The 23264-nt window shown below is 61.9% G+C and carries 18 protein-coding genes; 12 read left to right on the top strand and 6 right to left on the bottom strand.

From position 1 onward, the window contains the following. The first annotated feature begins 33 nt into the window (after positions 1-33). Positions 34-633 (top strand): hypothetical protein, encoded by a 600-nt coding sequence (locus IPQ13_05455; protein MBL0210345.1) that lies wholly within the window; start codon positions 34-36, stop codon positions 631-633. Here IPQ13_05455 and IPQ13_05450 read toward each other — a convergent pair. After that, entirely contained in the window at positions 602-1960 is a 1359-nt protein-coding gene (locus IPQ13_05450; protein ID MBL0210344.1) for a DUF1446 domain-containing protein, read from the bottom strand. The two genes, IPQ13_05455 and IPQ13_05450, sit on opposite strands and share 32 nt — an antisense overlap. A gap of 494 nt (positions 1961-2454) precedes the next feature. On the opposite strand from IPQ13_05450, the gene IPQ13_05445 reads away from it, so the two are divergent. Beyond that, positions 2455-3594, top strand: a complete 1140-nt coding sequence (locus IPQ13_05445) for a hypothetical protein (GenBank protein MBL0210343.1) — start codon at positions 2455-2457, stop codon at positions 3592-3594. Between the two features lie 264 nt (positions 3595-3858). After that, positions 3859-4791 carry an ankyrin repeat domain-containing protein gene (locus IPQ13_05440; GenBank protein ID MBL0210342.1) on the top strand — a complete coding sequence of 311 codons (933 nt, stop codon included), beginning with the start codon at positions 3859-3861 and terminating at the stop codon, positions 4789-4791. A gap of 557 nt (positions 4792-5348) precedes the next feature. Here the strand turns inward: IPQ13_05440 and IPQ13_05435 are convergent. Together IPQ13_05435 and dnaE are read right to left on the bottom strand one after the other, a co-directional pair. Continuing rightward, positions 5349-5552 (bottom strand): cold-shock protein, encoded by a 204-nt coding sequence (locus tag IPQ13_05435; GenBank protein ID MBL0210341.1) that lies wholly within the window; start codon positions 5550-5552, stop codon positions 5349-5351. Positions 5553-5835: 283 nt separating this feature from the next. Then, entirely contained in the window at positions 5836-9450 is a 3615-nt protein-coding gene (gene dnaE / locus IPQ13_05430; protein ID MBL0210340.1) for a DNA polymerase III subunit alpha, read from the bottom strand. A 247-nt stretch (positions 9451-9697) separates the two neighbouring features. Here dnaE and IPQ13_05425 point away from each other — a divergent pair, with 247 nt between their 5' ends. The 4 genes from IPQ13_05425 (at position 9698) to IPQ13_05410 (ending at position 13310) form a co-directional block, all read left to right on the top strand. Beyond that, positions 9698-10117, top strand: coding sequence for a rubrerythrin (locus tag IPQ13_05425; protein ID MBL0210339.1), 420 nt, complete (start codon positions 9698-9700; stop codon positions 10115-10117). Positions 10118-10348: 231 nt separating this feature from the next. Beyond that, positions 10349-11704 (top strand): 4Fe-4S dicluster domain-containing protein, encoded by a 1356-nt coding sequence (locus IPQ13_05420; GenBank protein MBL0210338.1) that lies wholly within the window; start codon positions 10349-10351, stop codon positions 11702-11704. A gap of 90 nt (positions 11705-11794) precedes the next feature. Further along, entirely contained in the window at positions 11795-12352 is a 558-nt protein-coding gene (locus IPQ13_05415) for a DUF3501 family protein (GenBank protein MBL0210337.1), read from the top strand. Between the two features lie 400 nt (positions 12353-12752). Further along, a complete protein-coding gene (locus tag IPQ13_05410) occupies positions 12753-13310 on the top strand; it encodes a hypothetical protein (GenBank protein MBL0210336.1) in 558 nt (185 codons plus the stop codon). Between the two features lie 2 nt (positions 13311-13312). Here IPQ13_05410 and IPQ13_05405 read toward each other — a convergent pair whose 3' ends face one another. The 3 genes from IPQ13_05405 to IPQ13_05395 form a co-directional block, all read right to left on the bottom strand. After that, positions 13313-13975 (bottom strand): epimerase, encoded by a 663-nt coding sequence (locus IPQ13_05405; GenBank protein ID MBL0210335.1) that lies wholly within the window; start codon positions 13973-13975, stop codon positions 13313-13315. Positions 13976-14212: 237 nt separating this feature from the next. Beyond that, positions 14213-14794 carry a peroxiredoxin gene (locus tag IPQ13_05400; GenBank protein ID MBL0210334.1) on the bottom strand — a complete coding sequence of 194 codons (582 nt, stop codon included), beginning with the start codon at positions 14792-14794 and terminating at the stop codon, positions 14213-14215. 120 nt (positions 14795-14914) lie between these two features. After that, on the bottom strand, positions 14915-16240 hold the full coding sequence (locus tag IPQ13_05395) for a GTPase (GenBank protein MBL0210333.1): 1326 nt from the start codon (positions 16238-16240) through the stop codon (positions 14915-14917). 311 nt (positions 16241-16551) lie between these two features. Between IPQ13_05395 and IPQ13_05390 the strand changes: the two genes are divergently transcribed. The 5 genes from IPQ13_05390 (at position 16552) to lon (ending at position 23251) form a co-directional block, all read left to right on the top strand. Then, entirely contained in the window at positions 16552-17865 is a 1314-nt protein-coding gene (locus IPQ13_05390) for an arginine deiminase (protein ID MBL0210332.1), read from the top strand. A 60-nt stretch (positions 17866-17925) separates the two neighbouring features. Continuing rightward, on the top strand, positions 17926-18891 hold the full coding sequence (locus tag IPQ13_05385; protein ID MBL0210331.1) for a lysophospholipid acyltransferase family protein: 966 nt from the start codon (positions 17926-17928) through the stop codon (positions 18889-18891). Positions 18892-18930: 39 nt separating this feature from the next. After that, on the top strand, positions 18931-19416 hold the full coding sequence (locus IPQ13_05380; GenBank protein MBL0210330.1) for a GreA/GreB family elongation factor: 486 nt from the start codon (positions 18931-18933) through the stop codon (positions 19414-19416). A gap of 89 nt (positions 19417-19505) precedes the next feature. Then, positions 19506-20765 carry an ATP-dependent Clp protease ATP-binding subunit ClpX gene (clpX, locus tag IPQ13_05375; protein ID MBL0210329.1) on the top strand — a complete coding sequence of 420 codons (1260 nt, stop codon included), beginning with the start codon at positions 19506-19508 and terminating at the stop codon, positions 20763-20765. 8 nt (positions 20766-20773) lie between these two features. After that, positions 20774-23251 (top strand): endopeptidase La, encoded by a 2478-nt coding sequence (lon, locus tag IPQ13_05370; GenBank protein MBL0210328.1) that lies wholly within the window; start codon positions 20774-20776, stop codon positions 23249-23251. Positions 23252-23264: the final 13 nt, after the last annotated feature.

Raw genomic sequence — 23264 nt, 5'->3', positions numbered from 1 at the left:
GAACTTGGCGTCCAAGTTGAAATCGAGGTATGGATGACAGCAATTCCCCTGTCGCCGAAAACCGGCGTGGCCGCGAGTCTGGCGGTCACCTTGCTGGTGGCCTGGCTGGACTACCGCACGGGATTGGAGCTCGAATTCTCGGCCTTCTACATCCTGCCGGTCCTGGTGGCGGCCTGGATGGCGGGGTGGCGCTGGGCCGTGGCGCTTGCTTTGTTCAACACCCTCGCCTGGAGCCTGGTGGATCAGTGGGCGGGCCATGCGCACTCTAGCCATTTTTACGCGGTGTGGGAGTTCCTGGACCACGCCCTGGTCTACCTGCTGGTGGCCGCGACGGTCGGCGGCCTCAGGATGGCCATCGCCCGCCAGCGGGCCCTGAACATGGAATTGAGCCAGGCCCTGGACGAAGTCGGCGAGTTGAAGGGCCTCCTGCCGGTCTGCGCGTGGTGCCACAAGGTGCGGGATGACCAGGGCTACTGGGGCCAGCTTGAAACCTATGTAGAGGCGCGCAGCCAGGCGAGCTTCACCCACGGCATCTGCCCGGACTGCCAAGCCCGGGTCATGGCCGAACGGAGCGGCCTCTCCGGGGAACAGCCGGCGCTGCCTACACCTCCTCCGCGCTCACCTTCCACGTGATCTCTTCCCGCGGGATCAACGCGGGCCAATAGGCGACGATCTCAGCGGCCTTGGGGCGGCCTCCGGCGAACCCGGTGACGCCTGCTGGGCCTGCGGTGACCAGGGGCGCCAGCTCCCGGCCGAACCGCTCGACTTTCTTTTTGTCGCTGTCCTTCACGCTGAGCCTCAGCACGATTTCCGCGGGCTCAGGCGGCTCGAAGGCGATGCCCTTGTGGACGGTGGAGCTGCCGAGGTATTCGGCGTCCGTGTGCTCGTACACGCAGCCGGCGGCCTCCAGGCGCTTCCAGACGATGTCGGCGCAAAGTTGGGCTTTCTCCAGCGCTTTCGGACCGCAAAGGGTCAGTTGGCCCGTGGCCTTGTAGCCCTTCAGATAGGCGCCGCTCACCTTCAGGAAAGGCGTGCGGGGACCGCCCTTGATGCCGCTCACGGCCACGCGGTCCGGGCCAGCCTGGCGGAGCTGGATGCTCGAGAAATCCGCCACCACATCCGGTGTGAGGTAGGCCTTGGGATCCCCCATCTCGTAGACCAGTTGTTCGCTGACGGTGTCCACGGTGACCATGCCGCCGCTGCCTTCAGGCTTGGTCACGACAAAGGTTCCGTCCTCGCTCACCTCGGCGATGGGATAACCGACCTTCCACAGATCCGGGACTTCCCACCACCGCGAGAAATTCCCGCCGGTGGCCTGGGCCCCGCATTCCAGGATATGGCCCGCGATGGTGCCCGCGGCGAGGCGGTCCCAGTCATCGGCGGCCCAGCCGAATTCGTGGATCAGCGGCGCCAGCGTCAGGCCGGGATCCGTGCAGCGGCCCGTCAGCACGATGTCCGCGCCGGTGGCCAGGGCGTCCACCATGGCTTGGGTCTGCAGGTAGACATTGGCGCTGATGATGTCGCGCTCCGCATCGAAGAGTCCTTCGCCGGTGTCCATGTTGGCGAGCTTCAGGCCCTTCGCTTTGAATTCCTCCAGCCGGCCCAACACATCGTCGCCGGTCACCGTGGCGATCTTGAGGCCCGTGACACCGAGCTTTTTCGCCACTTCCATGATGGCCGCCCGGCAGGCCTCGGGATTCACGCCGCCCGCATTGGCGAGGACCTTGATGCCCTTCTGCTTGAGCATCGGCAGCGTGCGCGCCATCAGGTCCACGAAATCCGTGGCGTAGCCTTGGCTCGGGTTCTTCCGCTTCTGCTTCTGCATGATGGAAAGCGTGACTTCGGCGAGATAGTCCAGCGTCAAGTAGTCGATCTTCCCGTACTCCACGAGCCGCACCGGCGCGTCGATGCTGTCTCCCCAGAATCCCTGGCCATTGGCGATGCGGACGGTTTTGGACATGGCGGCTCCAGGCTTCAGTCTAGCGTTTCTTGGATTCGTCCGGGTCTTAGAGCGTGTCTTAAAATTCCCCCGCGCCGCGACGGAGGTCAGCCGCGATGCAGCGTAAGGAACGGGCCGCAGCGGCGTATCGGTCATACGCTCAAGGCCCGTGACGCCGCGATGCGCGCGGCTGGCCCCGTCCCTTCGGGCTGGGGCGGCGGCCTTCGTAGGGCTGCGTTACCCTCCGTGGCGTATGGGCGGATACGCCGTGGTCGGCTGCCTTGCCCTGCTCGCCCGGCGCTCCCAGCGCGGCACGGGGGAATTTTAAGACACGCTCCTGGGCGTGTCGGCACTCTGTCACAACCTTGTCAGAGCGATCTTTCCGTCCAGTTCGCCCATGCATTTGATCCGCTGATCCGTCCAAAACAGGGCTTTTTGCTGTAATTCCGGACCGATGTAGGACAATGGACATACTTGAAAGTGTTCAAGCCACCCCCACCTTTTTTGGAGATCCCATGAAACCTGAAACCCTCAATCCCAGGATCCGCACGATCCTCGCGGCCGCCATGCTCACGCTGGTCCTGGCCTGCGGAAAGCAGGACCCCCAAGTGAAGGACATGGCCCAGAAAGCCGAACAGGCTCAGGGCCTCCAGACCCAGGTCCAGCAGGCGGGCCAGCAGCAGCAACAACAGCTCGCCCAGGCGGGTGTCAAGGACGTGAAACCCAATCCGGAAACCATGCAGCTGACGCCCGACCAGAAGGCCCTGCTGGAAACGCGCCTGAAGGCTGAAAAGGGCACCAGCACCGGCGATCTGCTCCAGGCCATCCTGGACAAGGACCAGGAGATCAGCGAGCTCAACAAGAAGGTCAACAGCCTGCGCGCCCTGCTGCCCAAGCCCGAGCTGGCCAAGGATGGGGACAACCACTACGCCATGGCCATGGCCTTCCTGCGCCACCGCGGCGTGAACGCCGAAAAGGCGAAGGATCTGGTCGCCAAGGCCAACATCCTGGAAAAGCTGGAGCCCGGTTGGGAGGTCTACCACTTCTACGTCAACGGGAAGTACGGCACGAGCGTGAGCCAGGGCCACGCGCCCCTCTCGCCCACCGAATCCATCAAGCTGGCCAAGGTGAAGACCGAGGGCGAGCGCGACGAGGCCATCAAGAAGGGGCAGGAGCTCGCCAAGCAATTGGACAGCCTGAACATCGAGAAGCAGCGTGTTGAGGCCGACATCACGGCTCTGCGCCAGGAGAAGACCGGCCTCATGGACCAGGTGGCCGCCCTGAATACGCTCAGCGAGCGGCAGAAAGCCAAGCTCAATTCCATGCACTACATCGTGGGCGAGCAGGCCAAGCTCGAGCAGGATGGCGTCGTCGTCATCCCCTTCTTCTCCAAGAACCGCATGGGCGCCAACGCCAAGTCCATGCGCTTCGACAAGGACCTGTTGCTGGACGGCCCCTCGGAACCCGTCGTCCTCATCAAGGCCGCGGACCTGGGCGTCACCAAGATCGGCAAGGTCAACGTGGTGCCGGGCTCCCTCATCAAGGACCAGCACTATTCCATCTCCTACGCCGCCGACCGCTCCAGCGCGACCATCAAGATCCTGGATCCGGACCGCGTGAGGGACGACAGAGTGGCTTTCGCGGTCACGCAGTAAAAAACAAACTTTCTAAGCAAAACCACCCATAGCCTGATGTTCAGGCTGTGGGTGGTTTTTTGACGGGTTGGGAGTGAAGTGAATAAGGGGCATGGGAGCGTTTAAGGCGCTGTTGGGTGAGAGAATAGCGTTGTCATGCTTGTCAAAGCGAGGCCCCACATGCGTCATCATATTGCCGTGGCAGTGCTCCCTGTCGTCCAAATAGTCTCCTTCGCCGGAGTGGGTGGAAGCGAGACTCCACCGGAAGAGGCGACTCGCCTTCTTATGTCGGCCATCGAAAATTCGGATCTGAAAGGTGTGCAAATCGCCATCAGGCAAGGCGCTGATCCGAATATTGCACCCAAGGGGGAAAATCGTCCCATTACAGTCGCGATCGCCACGTTTGGCTTCACCAAAGAGGCCCCAGAAAGAGAAAAAGCCCGCGGAATCATAAGCTACCTATTCTCTAAGGGGGCCCGATTATCAGGTCATAAAGACGAGCTGTTCATGGCTATTTTCTCCAACGACAAACTACTGATGTCAACCCTTCTGGATAGAGGACTTGATCCTCACAGTAAGCTCGACGGATACTCATCCATTGAACTGGCCTATCTCCGTAAATCTGATGGCCTGATCCCACTCTTAAGAAGCCGGAATGTCCCCGATATCCAACCTGAAGATCAGCAGGTCATGAGAATTATGCGTGCCTTGACATGGCTCGACCATGAAGCACTAAAGAAGCTGATCGACGAAAAGGTTGACCTCAATCAATACGATCCAAGGGGGCGAACCCCCTTACTTGAGGCTCTTAGTTCGAGCAGCTGGATTATGGTCCCGGAATGTTTTCTTCAAATTCTTCTGGGAGCACCAAATTTCAATCTTCAGAGTCGCTGGGAGGGTGACTATGGTATGTACCCACTGCACAGGTTGGCGGCTACCCTGACAATTGAATCCAAATATGCTGATTCGGTGGCAGGGCTTATCTTGGTTGTAGTCCATCGACACGCCGACCCCAACGTGAAGGACAAGTTTGATGAGACTCCGCTTCACTACGCGGCAAGGGGGAATTTCCCTCAGATCACCCAGGCACTACTAATGGCTGGTGCCAATCCACTGGCTGTAAACTTCCGCGGTCAACGCCCTTCAAGCCAGGCGAAGAACTCTGAAATCCGAAGCATGCTCCTAAAGGCTGAAAAATCTGCGATCGAGGCCCAATAATTTCAATAGTGCTCGTTAAAGATGATCTCCCTCTTACCCGATACCTTCTGTATCAAGGAACCAAGTTATGGTCGCTTGAGATGTCTTAGGCCGACATAAGTGTCCGTAACGTCTTGGCCAGAGGAACGCTGTCTGTTGCTACTTGTTGTTTTATGCCTTCGATGTGCCTCGGGCCACCATCCATCGCGTCGGCCTGTGATCGGTATTGGGTACTGCACGGACTTCGACTTGGCGTAGAGGACCACCCGCCTTCTGGAACGTCTTGGCCGACATAAGGGGCAGTAACGTCTTGGGCAGAACAAGGCTGGCGGCTACTTGTTGCGTTATGCCTTCGATTTTCCTCGGTCCACCATCCATCGCGTCGGCCTGTGACCGGTATCTGCTTCCGCAATATCTTCGATTCTGTGCGGAGTACCACCCAACGCTTCGGCCCTCTTGGCCGACATAAGTGTCCGTAACGTCTTGGCCAGAGAAGCGTGGCCAAGGCGTAACGGACACTAAAAAATCGGCCCCGATGAAGGGGCCGATCTATTTTGAACGGTACGATCCGATTGGCTTCAGATCTTCTGGACGTTGGTGGCCTGGGGGCCCTTCTGGCCCTGGCCGACGTTGAAGCTGACGCGCTGATTCTCATCCAGGGTGCGGAAACCCGTGGTTTCGATTGCGGAGTGGTGCACGAAAAGGTCTGCGCCGCCTTCATCAGGAGTGATGAAGCCGAAGCCCTTTTCTGCGTTGAACCATTTGACGGTGCCTTGTGCCATGACTGCTTCCTATTTCTTCTTCCTGGATTGGGTGGTGCGTCGTCCCTTCCAGGCAAGGAGGCGATGCTGTTGCGTACGGGCCCGCGAATGCGAACTTCTTTCCAGTATGCGGGGGTTAAACGAAATGCAATAGGTATTTCTTTGGAGGGGATATGGGCGGAGGGCTATCAGCTATCGGCTATCAGCTAATCTGGAGGCGCCTCCGGCGCTCCTTCAGTAAGGTCGCGGCCTGCGGCCGCATCCCCAAGAAGCTCATGGCTCATGGCTCATAGCTCACAGCTCATCAATACGTCCAGCCCAGCCCACACCCGGTTTCCTTCGCCAGCCGTTCCGCCAGGTCCGCATCGAAACGGAGCCGGATCTCGCTTCCCGCCCTCACCCGGGCCACAAGCCCCTGGGCGCTCCGGTATTCGAAGTGCACCGGCAGGTCGCCATCGTATTGCTTCAGCAGGGGCCAAAGGTTGGACGGGCACTCGCCCGGGGGGAGGCGCACCACCGCGCCGCTGAAGCCTTTGCCCTGGTAGCCCTCCAGATCCTCCAGGCTGGTGGCGAACACCTTGAGCACCGTGCGGTCCTCTTCTTCCTCATCATTGCTGGTGATGGTCTCGATCTTCAGTTCGCCGGTGATGCGCAGCAGGGCGTCCGGCAGGCAGAGGTGGCGGTAGGTGTCGAAAGGGCGGCTGCGGAGCTTCGTTTGGGAGTTGAAAAGGCCGGCCATGAGCAGCACTTCAAGCTTGCTGGTCACATCCTCGATCTGGAGTATGGCCCAGGGCTCGCCTTTCTGGTTGGTCTTGAAGGTCACATTGCTGACCATGCCCGCGACCGTCACTTCGTCACGGTCCTGCACCTGCCCGCCCACCGCCAGTTCGGCGATCTGGGCGAGCGTTCCCCGGGTGTGCACGCGCACCGCATCGGCGAATTCCTCCAGCGGATGGCCGCTGACGAACAGGCCCAGGGTCTCCCGCTCGGCGGCAAGCCGCTCCCGGCGGCTCATGGGGGCGATGTCTTCGGGCAGGTGCCAATCCGCGGAACAGCTTGCGATCTCGGCCTCATCGAAGAGGCTCATCATGCCGAGATCGGGGCTGGACCCTTTGGAAGCGGATTCGATGGCGGAGGCCAGACCCGCCAGCAGCGCGGCCCGGTGGGGTTCCAGGCTGTCGAAGGCGCCGGCCTTGATGAGGGATTCCCAGACGCGGCGGTTGGCCTTGGACAAATCGGTGGCCTTCAGCGCGTGGAAGAAATCCTTGAAGCCGCCTTCGGCCTTCCGGGCCTCCAGGATGGCCTGGAGCGCGGCTTCGCCGAGCCCCTTCACCGCCGCGAACCCGAAGCGGATCTGCTTCTCGCCCGTCACGGTGAAGTCCAGGCCCGACACATTGATGTCCGGCCCCAGGACCTCGATGCCCTTCTCTCGGCAGTTCTGGATGTACTTCACCACGTCGTCGGTGCGGCCGCTCTTGGTGCTGAGGAGCCCTGCCATGAATTCCGTGGGGTGGTTCGCCTTCAGGTAGGCGGTCTCGTAGGCCACCATCGCATAGGCCGCGCTGTGGCTCTTGTTGAAGCCATAGCCGGCGAAATACTCGATGAGGTCGAAGATCTCCCCCACCTTCCGCTCATCAAAGCCGCGGGCCACGCCCTGCTCCGTGAACTTGGACTTCTCCTTCTGCATCTTGAGGAGGTCCTTCTTGCCCATGGCGCGCCGCAGCATGTCGGCTTCGCCCAGGGAGTAGCCCGCGATGGCGCTCGCGATCTGCATGACCTGTTCCTGGTAGAGGATCACGCCATAGGTGGGAGCCAGGATGGGCTCCAGCACCGGGAATTGGTACGTCACGGGCTCGGCGCCGTGGCGCCGCTTCACGTAGGTCTCGCCCATGCCGGCGCCCAAGGGGCCCGGGCGGAATAGCGCATTGAGCGCGATGAGGTCGTCGAAGCGGTCGGGCCCCAGCTGCCGCAGCAGCTGTTTCATGCCGCCGGATTCGAACTGGAAGATGCCGTCGGTGTCGCCGCTGGCGAACAAGTCGAAGGTCTTCTTGTCATCGAAGGCGCGGAGGGCCTCCATGTCCACGGGCTTCCCGTGGCGGGCCTCCACATAGCTTTGGATCTTGGCGATCTGGGTCAGCGTTTCCAGGCCCAGGAAATCCATCTTCAAGAGGCCCGCGCGCTCGGCCTCCATCATGGTGTACTGCACCATCACCTTCTTGTCCCGGTCCACACAGAGCGGGGCGAAGGTGGTGAGGTCGTCCGGCGCGATGATGACGCCCGCCGCATGGACGCCGGTGTTCCTCGCCAAGCCTTCAAGGCGCGCGGAAATGTCGAGCACATTCTTGACTTCGGGATCCGTGTCGTACATTTCCCGCAGCTTGTCGGATTTCTGGAGCGCCTCGGCCATGGTGATGGGCTTGCCCGGCTCCTGGGGCACGAGCTTGGTCAGGGTGTTGGCCCAGTTGAAGTCCTTCTCGAAGACCCGCGCCACATCCTTGATGACCGCCTTCGTCTTGAGCTGGTTGATGGTGATGATGTTGGAAACCCGGTCCTGGCCGTACTTCTCGGTGACGTAGTCGATGACTTTCTGGCGGCCGTCCCGGCAGAAATCGATATCCACATCGGGCATGGTCACCCGTTCCGGATTGAGGAACCGTTCAAAGAGCAGGTCGTACTGCATGGGGTCGATGTCGGTGATCTTCATGGCCCAGGCCACGATGCTGCCCGCCGCCGAGCCGCGTCCCGGACCCACCGGAACGCCCATGTCGCGGGCCTTGGCGATGAAATCCCAGACCAGCAGGAAGTAGCCCGGAAAGCCCATGCCGAGGATGGTGTTGATCTCGAATTCGAGCCGCTCGCGGTATTTTTCTTCGGGGTATTTCAAGGCTCCCGCGGCCCAGAATGGCCGGCATCTCTCGATGCGGGCCTCGAAGCATTCCCGCGCAGTCTGGACAAAGTAGCTGTCCAGCGTGTGGCCGGCGGGCACGGGGAAGGAAGGCGTCACGGGCTTCCGCGTGATGGGAAAGAGATCCACCTTGGCGGCGATTTCCAGGGTCCGTTCCAGGTATTCGGGATGGTCCGGAAACACCGCGCGCATCTCCTCGGGCGTCTTCACGAAAAACTGGTCCGTAGCGAAGCGCATGCGCTTCTCCTTGGCCTTGGTGGTCTTGGTGCCGATGCAGAGCAGCGTGTCGTGGAGTTCCGAATCTTCGTGATTGAGGTAGTGGGCATCGTTGGTGGCCACCAAAGGAATGCCCAGTTTCTTGGACAGCTCCATCTGGTAGGGAATGATCTGCTGTTCCTTCTCGAAGCCCTGGTCCTGGATCTCCAGGTAGAAATCGTCCCCGAAGATGTCCCGGAATTCCCGCGCCACGCGCTCCGCCTGGTCCAGCCGGTTCTGCAGGATGCGGGCCTGCACCTCGCCCCCGAGGCAGGCGGTGAGCGCGATGAGGCCCTCGCTGTGCTCCTTCAGCAATTCCTTGTCGATGCGCGGCTTGTAGTAGAACCCTTCGGTGAAACCCTTGGACACGAGCTTGCTGAGGTTTGCGAAGCCCACGGCGTTTTTCGCCAGCAGGACCAAGTGGTAGCCCGCGTCCCGGCTGCCGCTGGGATCCACGCAATCCTCGAGGCCCTCTTCGGACGTATCGGAATTCTTCGCGTCCAGCTTCCGGTCGAAGCGGGTGCGGGGAGCCACGTAAACTTCGCTTCCCAGGATGGGTTTCACCGCCAAATTGCCATTTGCGTCCGCAGTCTTCTCGCAGGCATCGACGAGCCGCATCATGCCGAACATGTTGCCGTGGTCCGTCACCGCGACGGATGACATCCCCGAGGCCTGGCACTTCTTCACGAGCTCCGGAATGCGCGTGAGCCCATCCAGCAGGGAATACTCGGTATGAAGGTGCAGATGGGCGAAGCTCATGAGTCCATTCTCCTGCCCCGGGCCTGGCTTTGGAGAAGTTCCCGGCTTTCAGCCAGAAGGAAAGGCGCAGGGATCGGGGTGCTGCGAATTCAGTGCACTCGCGGCGGGCCGAGAGGAATTTCACGCTCCTTCATGAATTTTCACCAGGACGGCTCCTTGCTTTATTCCCATGTCGTGGAAAACAGGCACTTGCACCAACGGCACGAGGGTTGATACTTCTTCCCGGTCACTCAACCAGGAGGAAGGCATGGGCACGCTCAAAGGCTCCAAAACGCATCAAAACCTGAAGGACGCATTCGCCGGCGAAAGCCAGGCGAACCGGCGCTACCTCTATTTCGCGAAGGTAGCGGATATCGAGGGCTACCCGGAGGTGGCGGGCAATTTCAAGGAAACTGCCGATGGTGAAACAGGCCACGCCCACGGCCACCTCGACTACCTGAAGAGCGTGGGCGATCCCGCCACGGACCTGCCCATCGGCGACTCCCTGCTGAATCTCAAGTCCGCCATCGCTGGGGAAACCCACGAATACACGGACATGTATCCCGGCATGGCCAAGACTGCCCGGGAAGAGGGTTTCTCCGAAATCGCAGACTGGTTCGAGACCCTGGCGAAAGCCGAGAAGAGCCACGCCGGCCGCTTCCAGAAGATGCTGGAAAGCATCAGCTAATACCAAGGAACCGCGAAAGGCGCGAAATCACGCTAAAAAAGCTTGAAATGGCCGGAAGGTGGACCCCCCCGCCTAAATCTCCAGCCAGAGCCATTGGATCTGTGGATGAAAGGCATCTTTGAAATCAAATTTGGCCTTTTTTTTCGCGCCCTTTCGCGTTTTTCGCGGTTCCATTTTTTTGGGTAATCCATGGCGGAACACTACCAAGTCCGTGATGAGACTCCCCCGGAGATGACGCCGGGGGAGCGCATTTCCTACCATCCGACCAAGGGCCTTACCTATGATCCGAGCGAACCGGAATACTGGGATGAAGCCGCGCTGAAAGGTGAAGTGGAGCGGGTCTTCGAGGTCTGCCACGGCTGCCGCATGTGCTTCAAGTACTGCGACAGCTTTCCCAATCTGTTCGCGATGATCGACGACGAAGCGCACAAAGGGGATGTCCGCGCCCTGACGGAAAAGGAGCGCGATTACGTCATGGACGACTGTTTCCAGTGCAAGCTCTGCGAAGTGCAATGCCCCTACACGCCCCGCGAGGGCCACGAATTCCAGTTGGATTTCCCGAAGCTCGTCCACCGCTACCAGGCCGTGCGTCACCGGAAACATGGGGGCACGCTGCGGGACAAGGTGCTGGGCGATCCTGATCTCGCCGGGAAAATGGCGCGGGCTTCGTTCGGCTTGGCCAACCGGATGAACCGGGTCAGGATCCATCGCTTTTTCATGGACAAGGTTTTGGGTATCCATCCAAAAGCCCATATGCCGGATTTCGCGTCGGCGACCTTCGAGGCCTGGGCCGAGAAAAGCGGCAAGATGGCTGAAAAGGCAGGTGCCGAGGCGGTGCTCTTCCAGACCTGTTTCGTGCAGAACAACGAGCCGCAAATCGGCAAGGACACGCTTGAAGTGCTCGAGAAGAACGGCTGCAAGACCGGCTGTGTGCGTGGCCTTCAGTGCTGTGGGATGCCAGCCTGGGAACATGGGGATCTGGAAGGTCTGCGCAAGCATGCCAAGGCCAATCTCGATGCGCTCATGCCTCACGTGGACGCGGGCTCCAAGGTCATCGCCATCAATCCCACCTGCGCGATGATGCTGCGGCGCGAATATCCGGAACTGGTGGCCCCTGAGGACCGCGAGCGGGCCAAGCGGCTTGCGGAGGCCGTGCGGGATCCCGGTGAATTCCTGTGGTCCATCCGCAACGAGACCCGCGCCAACTGGAAATTCGAAAGCAGTCCGGGCCCCATCGCCTACCACGCGCCCTGCCACCTCCGCGCCCAGGCGGTGGGCTTCAAGGGCCGCGATCTCCTGCGGAAAATCCCCGGCGTCACCATCGCCTCGGTGCTGGAATGCTGCGGGCACGACGGCACCTTCGCCATGAAAAGCGAGAGCTTCGAGGATTCGAAACGCCAGGGCAGCAAAGCCTTCGCCGGCATGCAGGCCGTGGAACACGCCGAAGTCTGGGCCACGGAATGCCCCCTGGCGGGCCTGCAGTTCGAGCAGCACGCCGGCAAGAAAGCCCTTCACCCCATGACCATCCTGGCACGGGCCTACCGGAAGGATGGTTTCCCGCATCCAGTGCCGAAGGTGCCGCTATGAGCTATGAGCTATGAGCTTTAATAACGTGGCTCATGGCTGATCGCCCATAGCTGAAAGCTCATAAGGACCCCAGATCCTGAAAGGCCATCCATGCCTAAAGTCCAGCGCCCGGAGATCCTCGACTTCCTCACTTACGGGGAGCAGCGGGACCGCATCCGCGCCGAGGCCATGGCGGCCAAGGCTTTGCGGCGCGTGCACCTGGGCGAGCATCTGACCTTCCTCTTCGAAAACCGAGCCACCATCCGCTACCAGATCCTGGAAATGGTGCGGGCCGAGCAGATGGTCAAGGAATCCCACATCCAGCATGAGCTGGATACCTACAACGCCGTGCTCGGCGATGTTGGGGAACTGGGCTGCACCCTGCTCATCGAGATCAGCGACGAGGCTGAGCGCGCCATCCTATTGCGCCGCTGGCGGGATCTCCCAGGCCACCTTTTCATGATCTTCACCGATGGCACCCGCGAAGCCGCACGTTTCGACGCGGAACAGATGAGCGACGACAAGCTTTCCTCCGTCCAGTTCCTGAAATTCGCCGTGGGCCGCCGGAGTCCTCTGGGGCTCCGGTCGGAGCTGCCGGCCTTGAAGGAGGAGACAGTCTTCAGCCGCGAGACGCTCGAAGCCCTGCTGGAGGATCTGGGGGCGAATTGACGGTGAGCTGGAGGCCCACGCCCGGCATCCATGCGGCAAGGTGGAGAGCGCCTGTCACGGATGGCCCGGCCGATCCATCCTAGGCCGCATGCGTCCATTTTCTTGCAGCCCTGGACTCCGCGTCCTAGCTATGGTTTTGGCCCCAGCCGTGTTTGCTTTGAGTCTGCGCGGACAATGTTCAGATGCCGGTGCCTGTGCCGCCGGGCGCGTGACACCTTCCTCGGTGAACCAGATCTCAGTCTCCCTTCAGGACGGAGCGACGGGGCGTCCCGACGACTTGACCATCCGCGGCCTTCGAGCGGATGCGCACCTCCGCCTGGGACCCTCCACTTCTCTGTTTATCGCCGTGCCTTTCCAGTCCGCTGATGGGCCTGGGGGCCGTGTGAGCGGCTTGGGCGACATGGTTCTGATTCTGGACCAGTCTCTGGTCAGGAAACAGGCATGGGAGATCTCCGCCCAGGTCGGCGCCCGCCTGAGCACCGGCAAGGCTGATGCGGATCCGAATCTGCCCCAGGCCTACCAGACCGGCTTGGGACCCTCGGATCTCCTGCTCGGACTCAAAGGCATCCATGGCGCCTGGCAAGGTGGACTTGTGTATCAGAAGGCCGGAGGACGCAGTGCCAACCCCATCACCCGGCTGCAGCGCGGCGATGACGCCGTGGCCTGGCTTTCCCGCAGCTTTGCTTGGCAGGACACCCGCCTCACGGTGAAGGGGCTTGGCATCAAGCGCCTCTCGCTCACCTCCGTTCGGGATACCGGCGCTTCCTCGGAAAGGTTTGTGGAAGTGCCCGACAGCGATCGGCTCCAGTTGAACCTCGAACTGGAGGCCACCCATCCCTTGACCCGGACCCTCAGCGTCACGGGCCGCGCGGATTTTCCGATTTTAAAGCGGACCACCAACGTGGATGGGCTGAAGCGCAGCCGCTCCCTCAGCCTGGGACTCGCCTGGAGTTTTTGATCCTAAACGCCGAGTTCGTTGATATCGCGGCTCTCCAGCACGGCCTTCGGCGCGCCCTCCCGGGCCACCTTGAGCATGGCGCGGCCCATCCGTTCGGTGGTGGTCATGAAGGAGGGGAAGCAGGTCAGGAGCGGGAGCAGGGGCCAGGCCAGCGCGTAGAAGATCCGATAGGCGCGGGTGTGGGACGTGATGCCATGCAAAGGCCGGATGCCTGCGGGGCGGAACAGATACACGGCCTTGAAGGGCAGGCGAAGCAGGGCATTCTCCACCTTGCCTTTGACACGCGCCCACATGACGCGGCCCTGCTCGGTGCTGTCCGTGCCCGCGCCGGAGACATAGATGAAGGTCATGCCCGGATTCAGCTTCACCAGGGTCTCTGCCGCGGCCAGCGTGAAGTCGTAGGTGACGTGGTGGTAGTCCGGTTCCGTCATGCCGGCGGCAGAAATACCGAGGCAGAAGAAGCAGGCGTCGGAACCTGCGAGTTCATCTTCATGGCCGATGTAGTTGGAGAGATCCGGCAAAACTATCTCCCGGAGCTTCGGATGCAGCTGCCCCAGCGCACTGCGGCCGACGGTGAGGATCTGCTCCACGTCTGCATCAAGCAGGCATTCGCGAAGCACGCCCTGGCCGACCATGCCTGTGGCGCCGTAGAGGATGACTTTCATGGCAACTCCCAGGTGGATGGTACGCGGGTGTAAGAGGCGGCGCTCGCCCTGACTCGGGGCTACGCCCCTCGCCCCTTCGGGGTGGCAATCGCTTCGCGATTCCGTCCTATCCTCCATCCGCTTCGCTTCTGTCGGATGGTCATGGCCCCATTAAGGCGATTACAGCGAATGCCTTCTCCTGATAGACCGCGGGCGCCTTTCGGCGCCCGCTCCCGGTACATTAATGGATCCGTCCCCTTACTTGCTGGCGGCCCACTCCTTCAATCCGGCGGCATTCGCCTTCATGGCCTTTTCACCCTTGTGCCAGTTGGCGGGGCAGACTTCGCCGTGCTCCTCGCTGAAGTCCACGGCGTCGAGGAGGCGCAGGACCTCTTCCACGTTGCGGCCAAGGTCGTTGTGGTTGACGGTGATGTGCTTCAGCACGCCTTCCTTGTTGATGATGAAGAGGCCGCGCAGGGCGATGCCGATGGGCAGCAGCACGCCGTAGTCGGCGGCGATGGTCTTGTTGAGATCAGCCACCAGGGGGAAGGTGATGCCCTTGATGCCGCCTTCTTTGCGATCCATTTGCGTCCAGGCGAAGTGGCTGAACTTGCTGTCCACGCTCACGCCGAGCACCTGCGTGTCGCGCGCTTCGAACTCCTTGATGGCATCCGAGAAGGCCAGGATTTCCGTGGGGCACACGAAGGTGAAATCCAGGGGGTAGAAAAACAGCACGACTTTCTTGCCTTTGTAGTCGGACAACGAGATGTCCTTGAACTCGCCATTGACGAGGGCGCCGGCTTTGAAATCGGGGGCTGGCTGGGTGACGAATGCGGTCATTTCAAGGCTCCAAAGGAAGGGGGCGGTGCCCCAGGAAATGCAGAATCTCCAGCATACGCGCGGCTTTTGGGGCCTTCAAGTAAAAACCTAGTAAAACAGTAAAGATCTTGTTTTTCCTGATCAGCCCTTCAAGGCTTTGCGTACGGCCTCTTCCAGTTGACCCGCCTTCACCTCGGCCAGGGCGTAGGTCGCCCGCACCATGGGCTTGTTCACCTTCAGCACGCGGGTGATATCGATGGGCGTGGCGCTGATGACCACGTCGCAGGGAGTCGCCTCGATGGTGGCCTCCAGATCGCGGATCTGGGCGTCGCCATAGCCCATGGCGGGCAGGATGCCCTTGGCATTGGGGTACTTCTGATAGGTGGCCGCGATGGAAGCCACGGCATAGGGGAAGGGATCCACGATCTCCGCGGCGCCCGCGTTCTTGGCGGCCACGACACCTGCCCCGAAGCTCATGGAGCCATGCGTCAGGGTCGGGCCGTCCTCGATGACAAGGACCTTCTTGCCCTTCACCAGTTCCGGCTTCTCGCAGGTGACGGGGCTGTTGGCGCGGATGACGACCGCCTTGGGATTGAACTTGGCGGCGTTGGCCTCGATGGAGGCGATGTTTTCCTCGGTGGCGGTGTCGCACTTGTTGATCACGATGACGCCGGCCATGCGGAAGTTCGCTTCGCCGGGATGGTAGAGCAGCTCATGGCCCGCGCGGTGGGGATCGGCGACGCAGATGTGCAGATCACTGGCGTAGAAGGGCAAGTCGTTATTTCCGCCGTCCCACAGGATCACGTCGGCTTCGGCTTCGGCGGAACGGATGATCTGCTCGTAGTCCACACCGGAATAGATGATGAAGCCGTTGTCGATGTGCGGCTCGTACTCCTCGCGTTCCTCGATGGTGCATTTGTGCTTGTCGAGGTCGGAGTATTCGGCGAAGCGCTGGCAGGCCTGGATGGCCAGATCGCCATAGGGCATGGGGTGGCGGATGGCGACGACCTTCTTGCCCAGCTTCTTCAGGATGCTGCTGATGTAGCGCGTGGTCTGGCTCTTGCCCGCGCCGGTGCGGACCGCGGTGATGGCGATGACGGGCTTGGTGCTTTTGATCATGGTCTTGTCCGCGCCCAGCAGCTCGAAGTCCACGCCATGGGCGATGCAAAGGGCGGCGAGGTGGCCGATGGTGTTGTAGGTCACGTCGGAATAGGAAAATACGGCGACATCGGGCTTCTCGCGCTGGATGACCGCTTCCAGTTCGCTCTCGTCGAAGATGGGGATTCCGCCCGGGTAGAGCTTGCCCGCCAGGACCGCAGGGTATTTGCGCCCGGCGATGTCGGGAATCTGGGTCGCGGTGAACGCCACCACCTGATAGGCGGGGTTGTCCCGGTAGACCGTGTTGAAGTTGTGGAAATCGCGGCCAGCGGCTCCCAGGATGATGACCCGTCGCGGTGTCTGAGACATAACGTTCCCCATGCTTCCGGAGGTTGCCGACACGCGCGATGGTGGCAGTCCTGGCACGCTCCAGACCCAGCCATGGTAGCCCGAACTGCTCCCTGGATCAGCCGGGAAGTGGCAACTGTCACAGGGCGGAGGGACCTTCGCGCCTCAGCGGGCCAGTCCTTCGTCCCGCAGTGCCTGTGCTAGGCTCTGAGGTTAGCGACCGTTACGAAATAACCAGTACTTTTCTGTTTGTTTTGTTACGGACGCTTATGCCGTTCCAGTCCCATGGACGAAATGGTTAATTTCTGAACGACGGCCTACTTTGAAGGCGCATGCAGCCTATGCAACCCATCCAACTATCGGTTTTTTCTGAAATCCACCGCCTTCAGCAGGTCGTGGTCCACCGCCCCGGACCCGAGGTGGATCTCATGGTCCCCGCCATGATGGAAAAGCTGCTCTTCGACGACATCCTCTTCGGCGACCACGCCCGCGTCGAACACGACCAGTTCCGGCAGGTGCTGGCCCGCGTGGCGGACGAGGTGCTGGATGTGCAGGACCTCCTGCAGGAATCCTTGGCGGATGAAGCGGTCAAGCTGGGCTTCATCGACGACCTGCAGCGCCTGGTGGACCTGCCGGAGGAGACCTGCGCCCTGCTCCGGGACTTCAGTGCGAGCGAGCTTGGCGCCAGCGTGATCTCGGGCATTCCCTGGCCGGACATGGCCCACCACATGCACTGGATGCGCGAATTCGAATACCGCCTGCGCCCCATCCCGAACCTGCTGTTCATGCGGGATCCGGCCTCCGTGGTCGGCGATGGCTACAGTGTCAACGCCATGGCGACGATAGCCCGGGAGCGCGAGCCCTTGATCCTGAGTTATATTTTCCAGCACCATCCGCGGTTGCGGCATCTCACGAGCCAGGACAAATGGTTCGACCAGGTGACGCCCCTGCTGCGCGGGGAGATCAAGATGCCCATGAGCCTGGAAGGCGGGGACATCCTGGTGCTCTCGGACAAGGTGCTGGCGGTGGGCTGCTCCGAGCGAAGCTCCACGGACGCCATCCACCACCTCGCCGAGAACCTGCGGACCCACCACCAGGAGGACGGAAACAGTTTCGAACACCTGTTGATGGTGCTCATGCCCAACAAGCGCAGCGCCATGCACCTGGATACGATCTTCACCCACATCAACCACCAGGAATGCCTGGTTTATCCTCCGTACTTCACCGACGGATCCCGCGAGCTGCTGAATGTCGTCAAGATCGATTTGCGGCATGCGGAGCTGCGCTTCACCACGCAACCGAACCTGCTGGCCGCCTTGAAAGATGTCGGCATCGAACTGAAGCCCATTTTCTGCGGCGGGGATGACTACATCATGCAGCAACGGGAGCAGTGGACCGATGGCGCCAACGCCTTCGCCCTGGCGCCGGGCGTGATCGTCAGCTACAGCCGGAACATGGCCACGGCCGAACAGCTCTCCAACCATGGCTATGAGGTGCTGACCGCCCAGGAACTGCTCGACGACGCAGCCGTCGACCTCCTGGACGGAAGGAAATACCTGATCCTGCTGAAGAGCGGCGAACTGAGCCGGGCCCGGGGCGGTCCCCGCTGCATGACCATGCCCCTGTCGCGGGTGGAAGCTTCCTAAGGTCCGCATTCCGGGATAGACTTGTCCTTCGCGCCTCGGCCCCCCGAGGCGCCCTTTTTTATGCCGAACCCAACCCAACCCACCTTCCGCCACCGTGTCGAGTTCCGGCTCTTCAGGGCCTTCGACCGCCTGCTCTCGGCCTTTCCGAAGTCGACGGTGCAGGCAGTGGGACAGGGCATGGGCATCCTGGCCTTCCACCTGGACCGCCGGCACCGCAACGTGGCCCTGGACAACATCCGGGCTTCGGATCTGGGCCTGTCGGACCGGCAAGTCCGGGAGGTGGCGCAGGAGGCTTTCCGCCATTTCGGAGAGCTGCTTTTTTCAAGCATCCCGATGATGCATGCCGAAGCCTCGGACATGGATGCGCTCGTGAATGTGGAAGGGCTGGAGCACTTCGATGCCGCCGCAGCAGAGGGAAAAGGCTTCATCCAGCTCACCGGCCACTACGGGAACTGGGAGGCCATCGCCCTGGCCCAAAGCCGCCATGGGCGCAGCCTGGCGGTCATCGCGCGCGAACTGGACAATCCGCTCCTGGAGCCGGAGCTCACGAAGCTCCGCACCCGATTCGGGAACACGGTCATTCCGAAGGAAGGCGGGGTCCGAGGCTCCCTCAAGGCCCTGAAGGCCGGCCAGGGCGTCGGCTTCCTGCTGGACCAGGATGCGCTCGGCATGGGCACCTTTGTGCGCTTCATGGGCCGCTGGGCCTCCACATTCCTCACGGCGGGCACGCTGGCCGTGAAATTCGATCTGCCGATCCTCCCCGTGTTCAGCTGGCCCGAAGCGGATGGCACCACCACCGTGCGTTTCGAACCGCCCTTCCACGCCCCGCGCTCCGGGGATCTGGACCGCGACATCTGGATGGCCACCCAGCTCATGACCCGCCGCATCGAGGATCAGGTCCGGAAAAATCCGAATTGGTGGTTCTGGATGCACAACCGTTTCAAGACCCAGCCCCGGGACGGCCACCCCGTTCCTCCCCAGGAGTGGATAGAATCCTACTCCGCCGCATTTCCACCCCAGGCCTGACCCACTCGGGACAGTGTCACTTTGTCGGACTGAAACGAGATGCCCAAGCATGTCCTAGCCAAGTTGGAAACCGATCTGAGAAATCTCAAACAGGCCCTGCTCGTCGACATCCCCAAGGAGATCGCGAACGCCGCGAGCCAAGGGGATCTTTCCGAAAACGCGGAGTACGAGCAGGCCCTCGCCAAGCGCGACATGTACCAGTCCAAGGTCGTATCCATGGAAAAACGCATCGCCGAGGTGGCCACCCTGGATATCACCAGGCTTCCCAAGGACCGCGTCGCCTACGGCTCCAAGGTGACGCTGCTGGACCTGGATACGGACACGGAGGTCACCTACCACCTGGTCCTGCCCGAGGAACTGGGCGACAGCAAGGATCAGCTCAGCATCAATTCGCCCATCGGCCTGGCCTTGGTGGGCATGGAAGAAGGCGCCGAAGTGAGGGTGCGCATCCCCGCGGGCACGAAACGCTACGAGGTGGTGACCCTGATGACCATCCACCACACGGCCAACCACAAGAAGAAGTAGCTTTTCCGGCCGGAGAATTCCGATTTACCGCAATCTATGCACGACAGGCGAAGGCTTGGGTAGTAGGGTGTCATCCCGGGGAGGTCCCCATGAATAAAATCAAGAAAGACCAGCGTTGTTCCTTCTGCGGCAAGGCGGCCGCCGAAGTGGAGCAGTTGCTGGCTGGGCCCGAGACCTACGGGTTCGCGTTCATCTGCAACGAGTGCGTGGACGCCGGCCAGTTGCAGATGCGCATGAGCCGGCAGGGGCGCGCCGCCGGCCGGGTTGAAACCAGGCTCGCGCGGCCCAAGGAAATCATGGGCTACCTGAACGATTACGTCATCGGCCAGGACCAGGCGAAAAAGCGGCTGGCGGTGGCGGTCTACAACCATTACAAGCGCATTCTGGCCTCCAAGCGGCCGGTCACCGTGAAGGACGAAGTCGACCTGGCCAAAAGCAACATCCTGCTGCTGGGACCCACCGGCACCGGGAAGACCCTGCTGGCGCAGACGCTCGCCCGGGTGCTCGACGTGCCCCTGGCCATGGCGGACGCCACCACCCTCACCGAAGCGGGCTACGTGGGCGAGGATGTCGAAAACATCCTGACCAAGCTGCTCCAGGCCGCGAATTACGATGTGGACCGGGCCCAGAAGGGCATCGTGTTCATCGACGAGATCGACAAGATCGGGCGCAAGAGCGAGAACCCGAGCATCACCCGCGATGTGAGCGGCGAAGGCGTCCAGCAGGCGCTGCTCAAGCTCGTGGAAGGCACCGTGGCCAACGTGCCGCCCCAGGGCGGCCGCAAGCACCCGCACCAGGAGTTCATCCAGCTGGACACCAGCAACATCCTGTTCATCTGCGGCGGCGCCTTCATCGGCATCGAGGACCTGATCAAGCAGCGGGTCCGGGCCAAGGCCGTTGGCTTCGGCGCGGCTGTCACCTCGAAAGAGGCGGGCGCGAACCTCCTCAAGCTGGTGGAGCCCGAAGACATCATCAAGTACGGCCTCATCCCCGAACTCGTCGGGCGCATGCCCGTGGTGGCGGCCCTGGATCCCCTGGACCAGGTGGCGCTCATGCGCATCCTGACGGAACCCAAGAATTCGCTCACCAAGCAGTACATCCGCCTGTTCGACATGGACGATGTGGACCTCAGCTTCGAGGATGGGGCCTTGCAAGCCATCGCCGACCAGGCCATGGCCCGGAAGCTCGGCGCGCGCGGCCTGCGCAGCCTGATGGAGCAGATCCTCATCGAACCCATGTACGAACTGCCCAGCGAAGAGCGCGAGACCCGTGAATCCTTGCGCATCACCCGCCAGAAGGTTGAAGAGATCCTGAATATCCCGACCCTTCCGATTTCCGCAGCGGGGTGACCGTGCCTTTGTCAGGCAAGCGCCTTACCTTGCCCGCCATCCCGATCCGGGACATGGTGCTGTTCCCCAATGCCCGGGTGCCCTTCGTAGTGGGCCGGCGGTCCTCGGTGAAGACCCTGGAATCATCGATCAAGGCAGGGGACCACCTGGTGCTGTTGACCCAGAAGGATCCCAAGATCGAGGACCCGGAGACCGAGGATCTTTTCAGCATCGGAACGCTGGCCCTGGTCGAATCCCTGATCGCGCTACCCAAGGAATACTTCAAGGTGGGCGTGAAGGGCGTCGCGCGCGTCCGGCTGGAGCGCTTCATCACCGAGACGGAAGCCATCCAGGCGGAAGTCACGATCCTCCAGGAGCCGCCTTCCGTATCCAGCGAAGCCACGCTGCTGAAGCCCTTCCGCCGCGCCGTGGAAGTCTTCCTGGGCCGCAATCCGGATGCCTCGCGGCTCTTGAGCATGGATCAAATCCGGGAACTGCCCTTAGGCAAGGCCATCGATACCGTGGCCGCCCTGATTCCGGCCGAGGTCAAGGAGAAACAGCCCATCCTGGAGGCCCTGGAGATCGAGCCCCGGCTGGATGCGGTGCAGAAGCTGCTGGAGATCGATGCGGCGCGGTTCAAGGTCGAGCGCGAGGTGGACGAGAAGACCCGCGCGCGGCTGGACCAGGACCACAAGCAATACGTGCTGAACGAGAAAATGCGGGTCATCCAGCAGGAGCTGGGCAAGCCCGACGAGAAGGGCGAGACGAAAAAATTGAGGGAACAGATCCTCACCGCGGGCATGACCGACGAAGCGGAAAAGAAAGCCCTGGAGGAACTGGACCGCATGGAGGCCATGCCGCCCCAGAGCGCCGAGGCCACCGTCAGCCGCACCTACATCGATTGGCTCCTGGCCCTGCCCTGGAAGAAGCTGGCGGACGAGCGCCTGGATCTGGACGAGGCGGAAATCGTATTGGACCAGGACCATGCCGGCCTGGAAAAAGTGAAGGCCCGCATCCTGGAGCATCTGGCGGTCATGCGCAAATTGCGGGAGCGGCCGATGGAAACCGTCCCCGGCGAAGAGCCGCCTGAACCCCTGCCCATGCGCGGCCCCATTCTTTGCCTGGTGGGGCCTCCGGGGGTCGGCAAAACCAGCCTGGCCCGCAGTATCGCCCGGGCCCTGAACCGGCCCTTCGTGCGCTTCTCCCTCGGGGGCGTGCGCGATGAGGCGGAGATCCGCGGCCACCGGCGCACCTACATCGGCTCCATGCCCGGCCGCATCGTCTCGCTGATGAAGAAAGCCGGCGTCCGCAATCCGCTGATGCTATTGGACGAGATTGACAAGATGGGCAGCGATTACCGCGGCGACCCCAGCAGCGCGCTGCTGGAAGTCCTGGACCCGGAACAGAACGCCAGTTTCCAGGACCACTACCTGGACCTGGGCTACGACCTGAGCCAGGTGCTGTTCATCGCCACGGCGAACGTGAGGCACAACATCCCCGAGCCGCTGGACGACCGCCTGGAGGTCATCGATCTGCCCGGGTACACCACGCGGGAGAAGCTCGCCATCGCCAAGGGCCACCTGGTTCCAAAGGCTCTGGAACGCAACGGGATGCAGGACATGGGCATCGTGTTCGAGGATGGCGCCATTGAAAAGCTCATCCAGGGCTACACCCGTGAAGCCGGGGTGCGCCAGCTGGAGCGCGAGCTGGTGAGCGTGCTGCGCAAGCTCGCGCGCCACAGCCTGCAGCCCGAGAAATTGAAGGAGCAGGCCGGGGATGTTTTTGAGCCCGTTGTCACCGCCCTGCGGATTCCAAAACTTCTAGGCCCTGAAAAAATCACCGAGCAGCGGCCTGACGACCAGGCCCTTCCTGGGGTCGTCAATGGCCTGGCCTGGACCCCCACCGGCGGCGACCTGCTCACCATCGAAGCGGCCGTGCTGCCAGGGAAAGGCAACCTGAAACTCACGGGCAAGCTGGGCGAAGTGATGCAGGAGAGCGCCAATCTGGCCCTCAGCTTCGTGCGGGCCCGGGCTGAACGGCTGGGCCTGAAAAAAGATTTCCTGGACACCGTGGACCTGCATGTCCACGTGCCCGAAGGCGCCATTCCCAAGGACGGCCCCAGCGCGGGCATTTCCCTGGCCACGGCGCTCATCTCGGTGCTCACCGGCATCCCCGCCCGAGCCGATATCGCCATGACCGGCGAGCTCACCCTGCGCGGGCGGGTTCTGCCCATCGGCGGACTCAAGGAAAAATTGCTCGCCGCCCATCGCCTGGGCCGCAAGGCGGTGCTCATCCCTGCGGAAAATGCCCGCCACCTGGAGGAAATTCCGGCCGAGGTCCGCGAACAGTTGAGCATCCACCTGGTCAGCCACATGGATGAAGTCATCCACCTGGCCCTGCTGCGGATGCCGACGCCGCTGGAAGCCCAGCCATCGCCCACTGCCACCATCGGGCCATCCAACCCTAATCAGGATCACAATCCACCGGCAGCTCCTGCAGCCCAATAACGGTGCAGGAGCT

This window comes from Holophagaceae bacterium, assembly GCA_016720465.1.
In the GTDB taxonomy this organism is placed as follows: Bacteria; Acidobacteriota; Holophagae; order Holophagales; family Holophagaceae; genus JANXPB01.
This window is presented reverse-complemented; position numbering and strand designations above follow the sequence as displayed.

Coding starts and splice junctions, on each gene's coding strand:
- IPQ13_05455 (MBL0210345.1), top strand. CDS start 34: ATGACAGCAATTCCCCTGTCGCCGAAAACCGGCGTGGCCGCGAGTCTG.
- IPQ13_05450 (MBL0210344.1), bottom strand. CDS start 1,960: ATGTCCAAAACCGTCCGCATCGCCAATGGCCAGGGATTCTGGGGAGAC.
- IPQ13_05445 (MBL0210343.1), top strand. CDS start 2,455: ATGAAACCTGAAACCCTCAATCCCAGGATCCGCACGATCCTCGCGGCC.
- IPQ13_05440 (MBL0210342.1), top strand. CDS start 3,859: ATGTCGGCCATCGAAAATTCGGATCTGAAAGGTGTGCAAATCGCCATC.
- IPQ13_05435 (MBL0210341.1), bottom strand. CDS start 5,552: ATGGCACAAGGCACCGTCAAATGGTTCAACGCAGAAAAGGGCTTCGGC.
- dnaE (MBL0210340.1), bottom strand. CDS start 9,450: ATGAGCTTCGCCCATCTGCACCTTCATACCGAGTATTCCCTGCTGGAT.
- IPQ13_05425 (MBL0210339.1), top strand. CDS start 9,698: ATGGGCACGCTCAAAGGCTCCAAAACGCATCAAAACCTGAAGGACGCA.
- IPQ13_05420 (MBL0210338.1), top strand. CDS start 10,349: ATGACGCCGGGGGAGCGCATTTCCTACCATCCGACCAAGGGCCTTACC.
- IPQ13_05415 (MBL0210337.1), top strand. CDS start 11,795: ATGCCTAAAGTCCAGCGCCCGGAGATCCTCGACTTCCTCACTTACGGG.
- IPQ13_05410 (MBL0210336.1), top strand. CDS start 12,753: ATGGTTCTGATTCTGGACCAGTCTCTGGTCAGGAAACAGGCATGGGAG.
- IPQ13_05405 (MBL0210335.1), bottom strand. CDS start 13,975: ATGAAAGTCATCCTCTACGGCGCCACAGGCATGGTCGGCCAGGGCGTG.
- IPQ13_05400 (MBL0210334.1), bottom strand. CDS start 14,794: ATGACCGCATTCGTCACCCAGCCAGCCCCCGATTTCAAAGCCGGCGCC.
- IPQ13_05395 (MBL0210333.1), bottom strand. CDS start 16,240: ATGTCTCAGACACCGCGACGGGTCATCATCCTGGGAGCCGCTGGCCGC.
- IPQ13_05390 (MBL0210332.1), top strand. CDS start 16,552: ATGCAGCCTATGCAACCCATCCAACTATCGGTTTTTTCTGAAATCCAC.
- IPQ13_05385 (MBL0210331.1), top strand. CDS start 17,926: ATGCCGAACCCAACCCAACCCACCTTCCGCCACCGTGTCGAGTTCCGG.
- IPQ13_05380 (MBL0210330.1), top strand. CDS start 18,931: ATGCCCAAGCATGTCCTAGCCAAGTTGGAAACCGATCTGAGAAATCTC.
- clpX (MBL0210329.1), top strand. CDS start 19,506: ATGAATAAAATCAAGAAAGACCAGCGTTGTTCCTTCTGCGGCAAGGCG.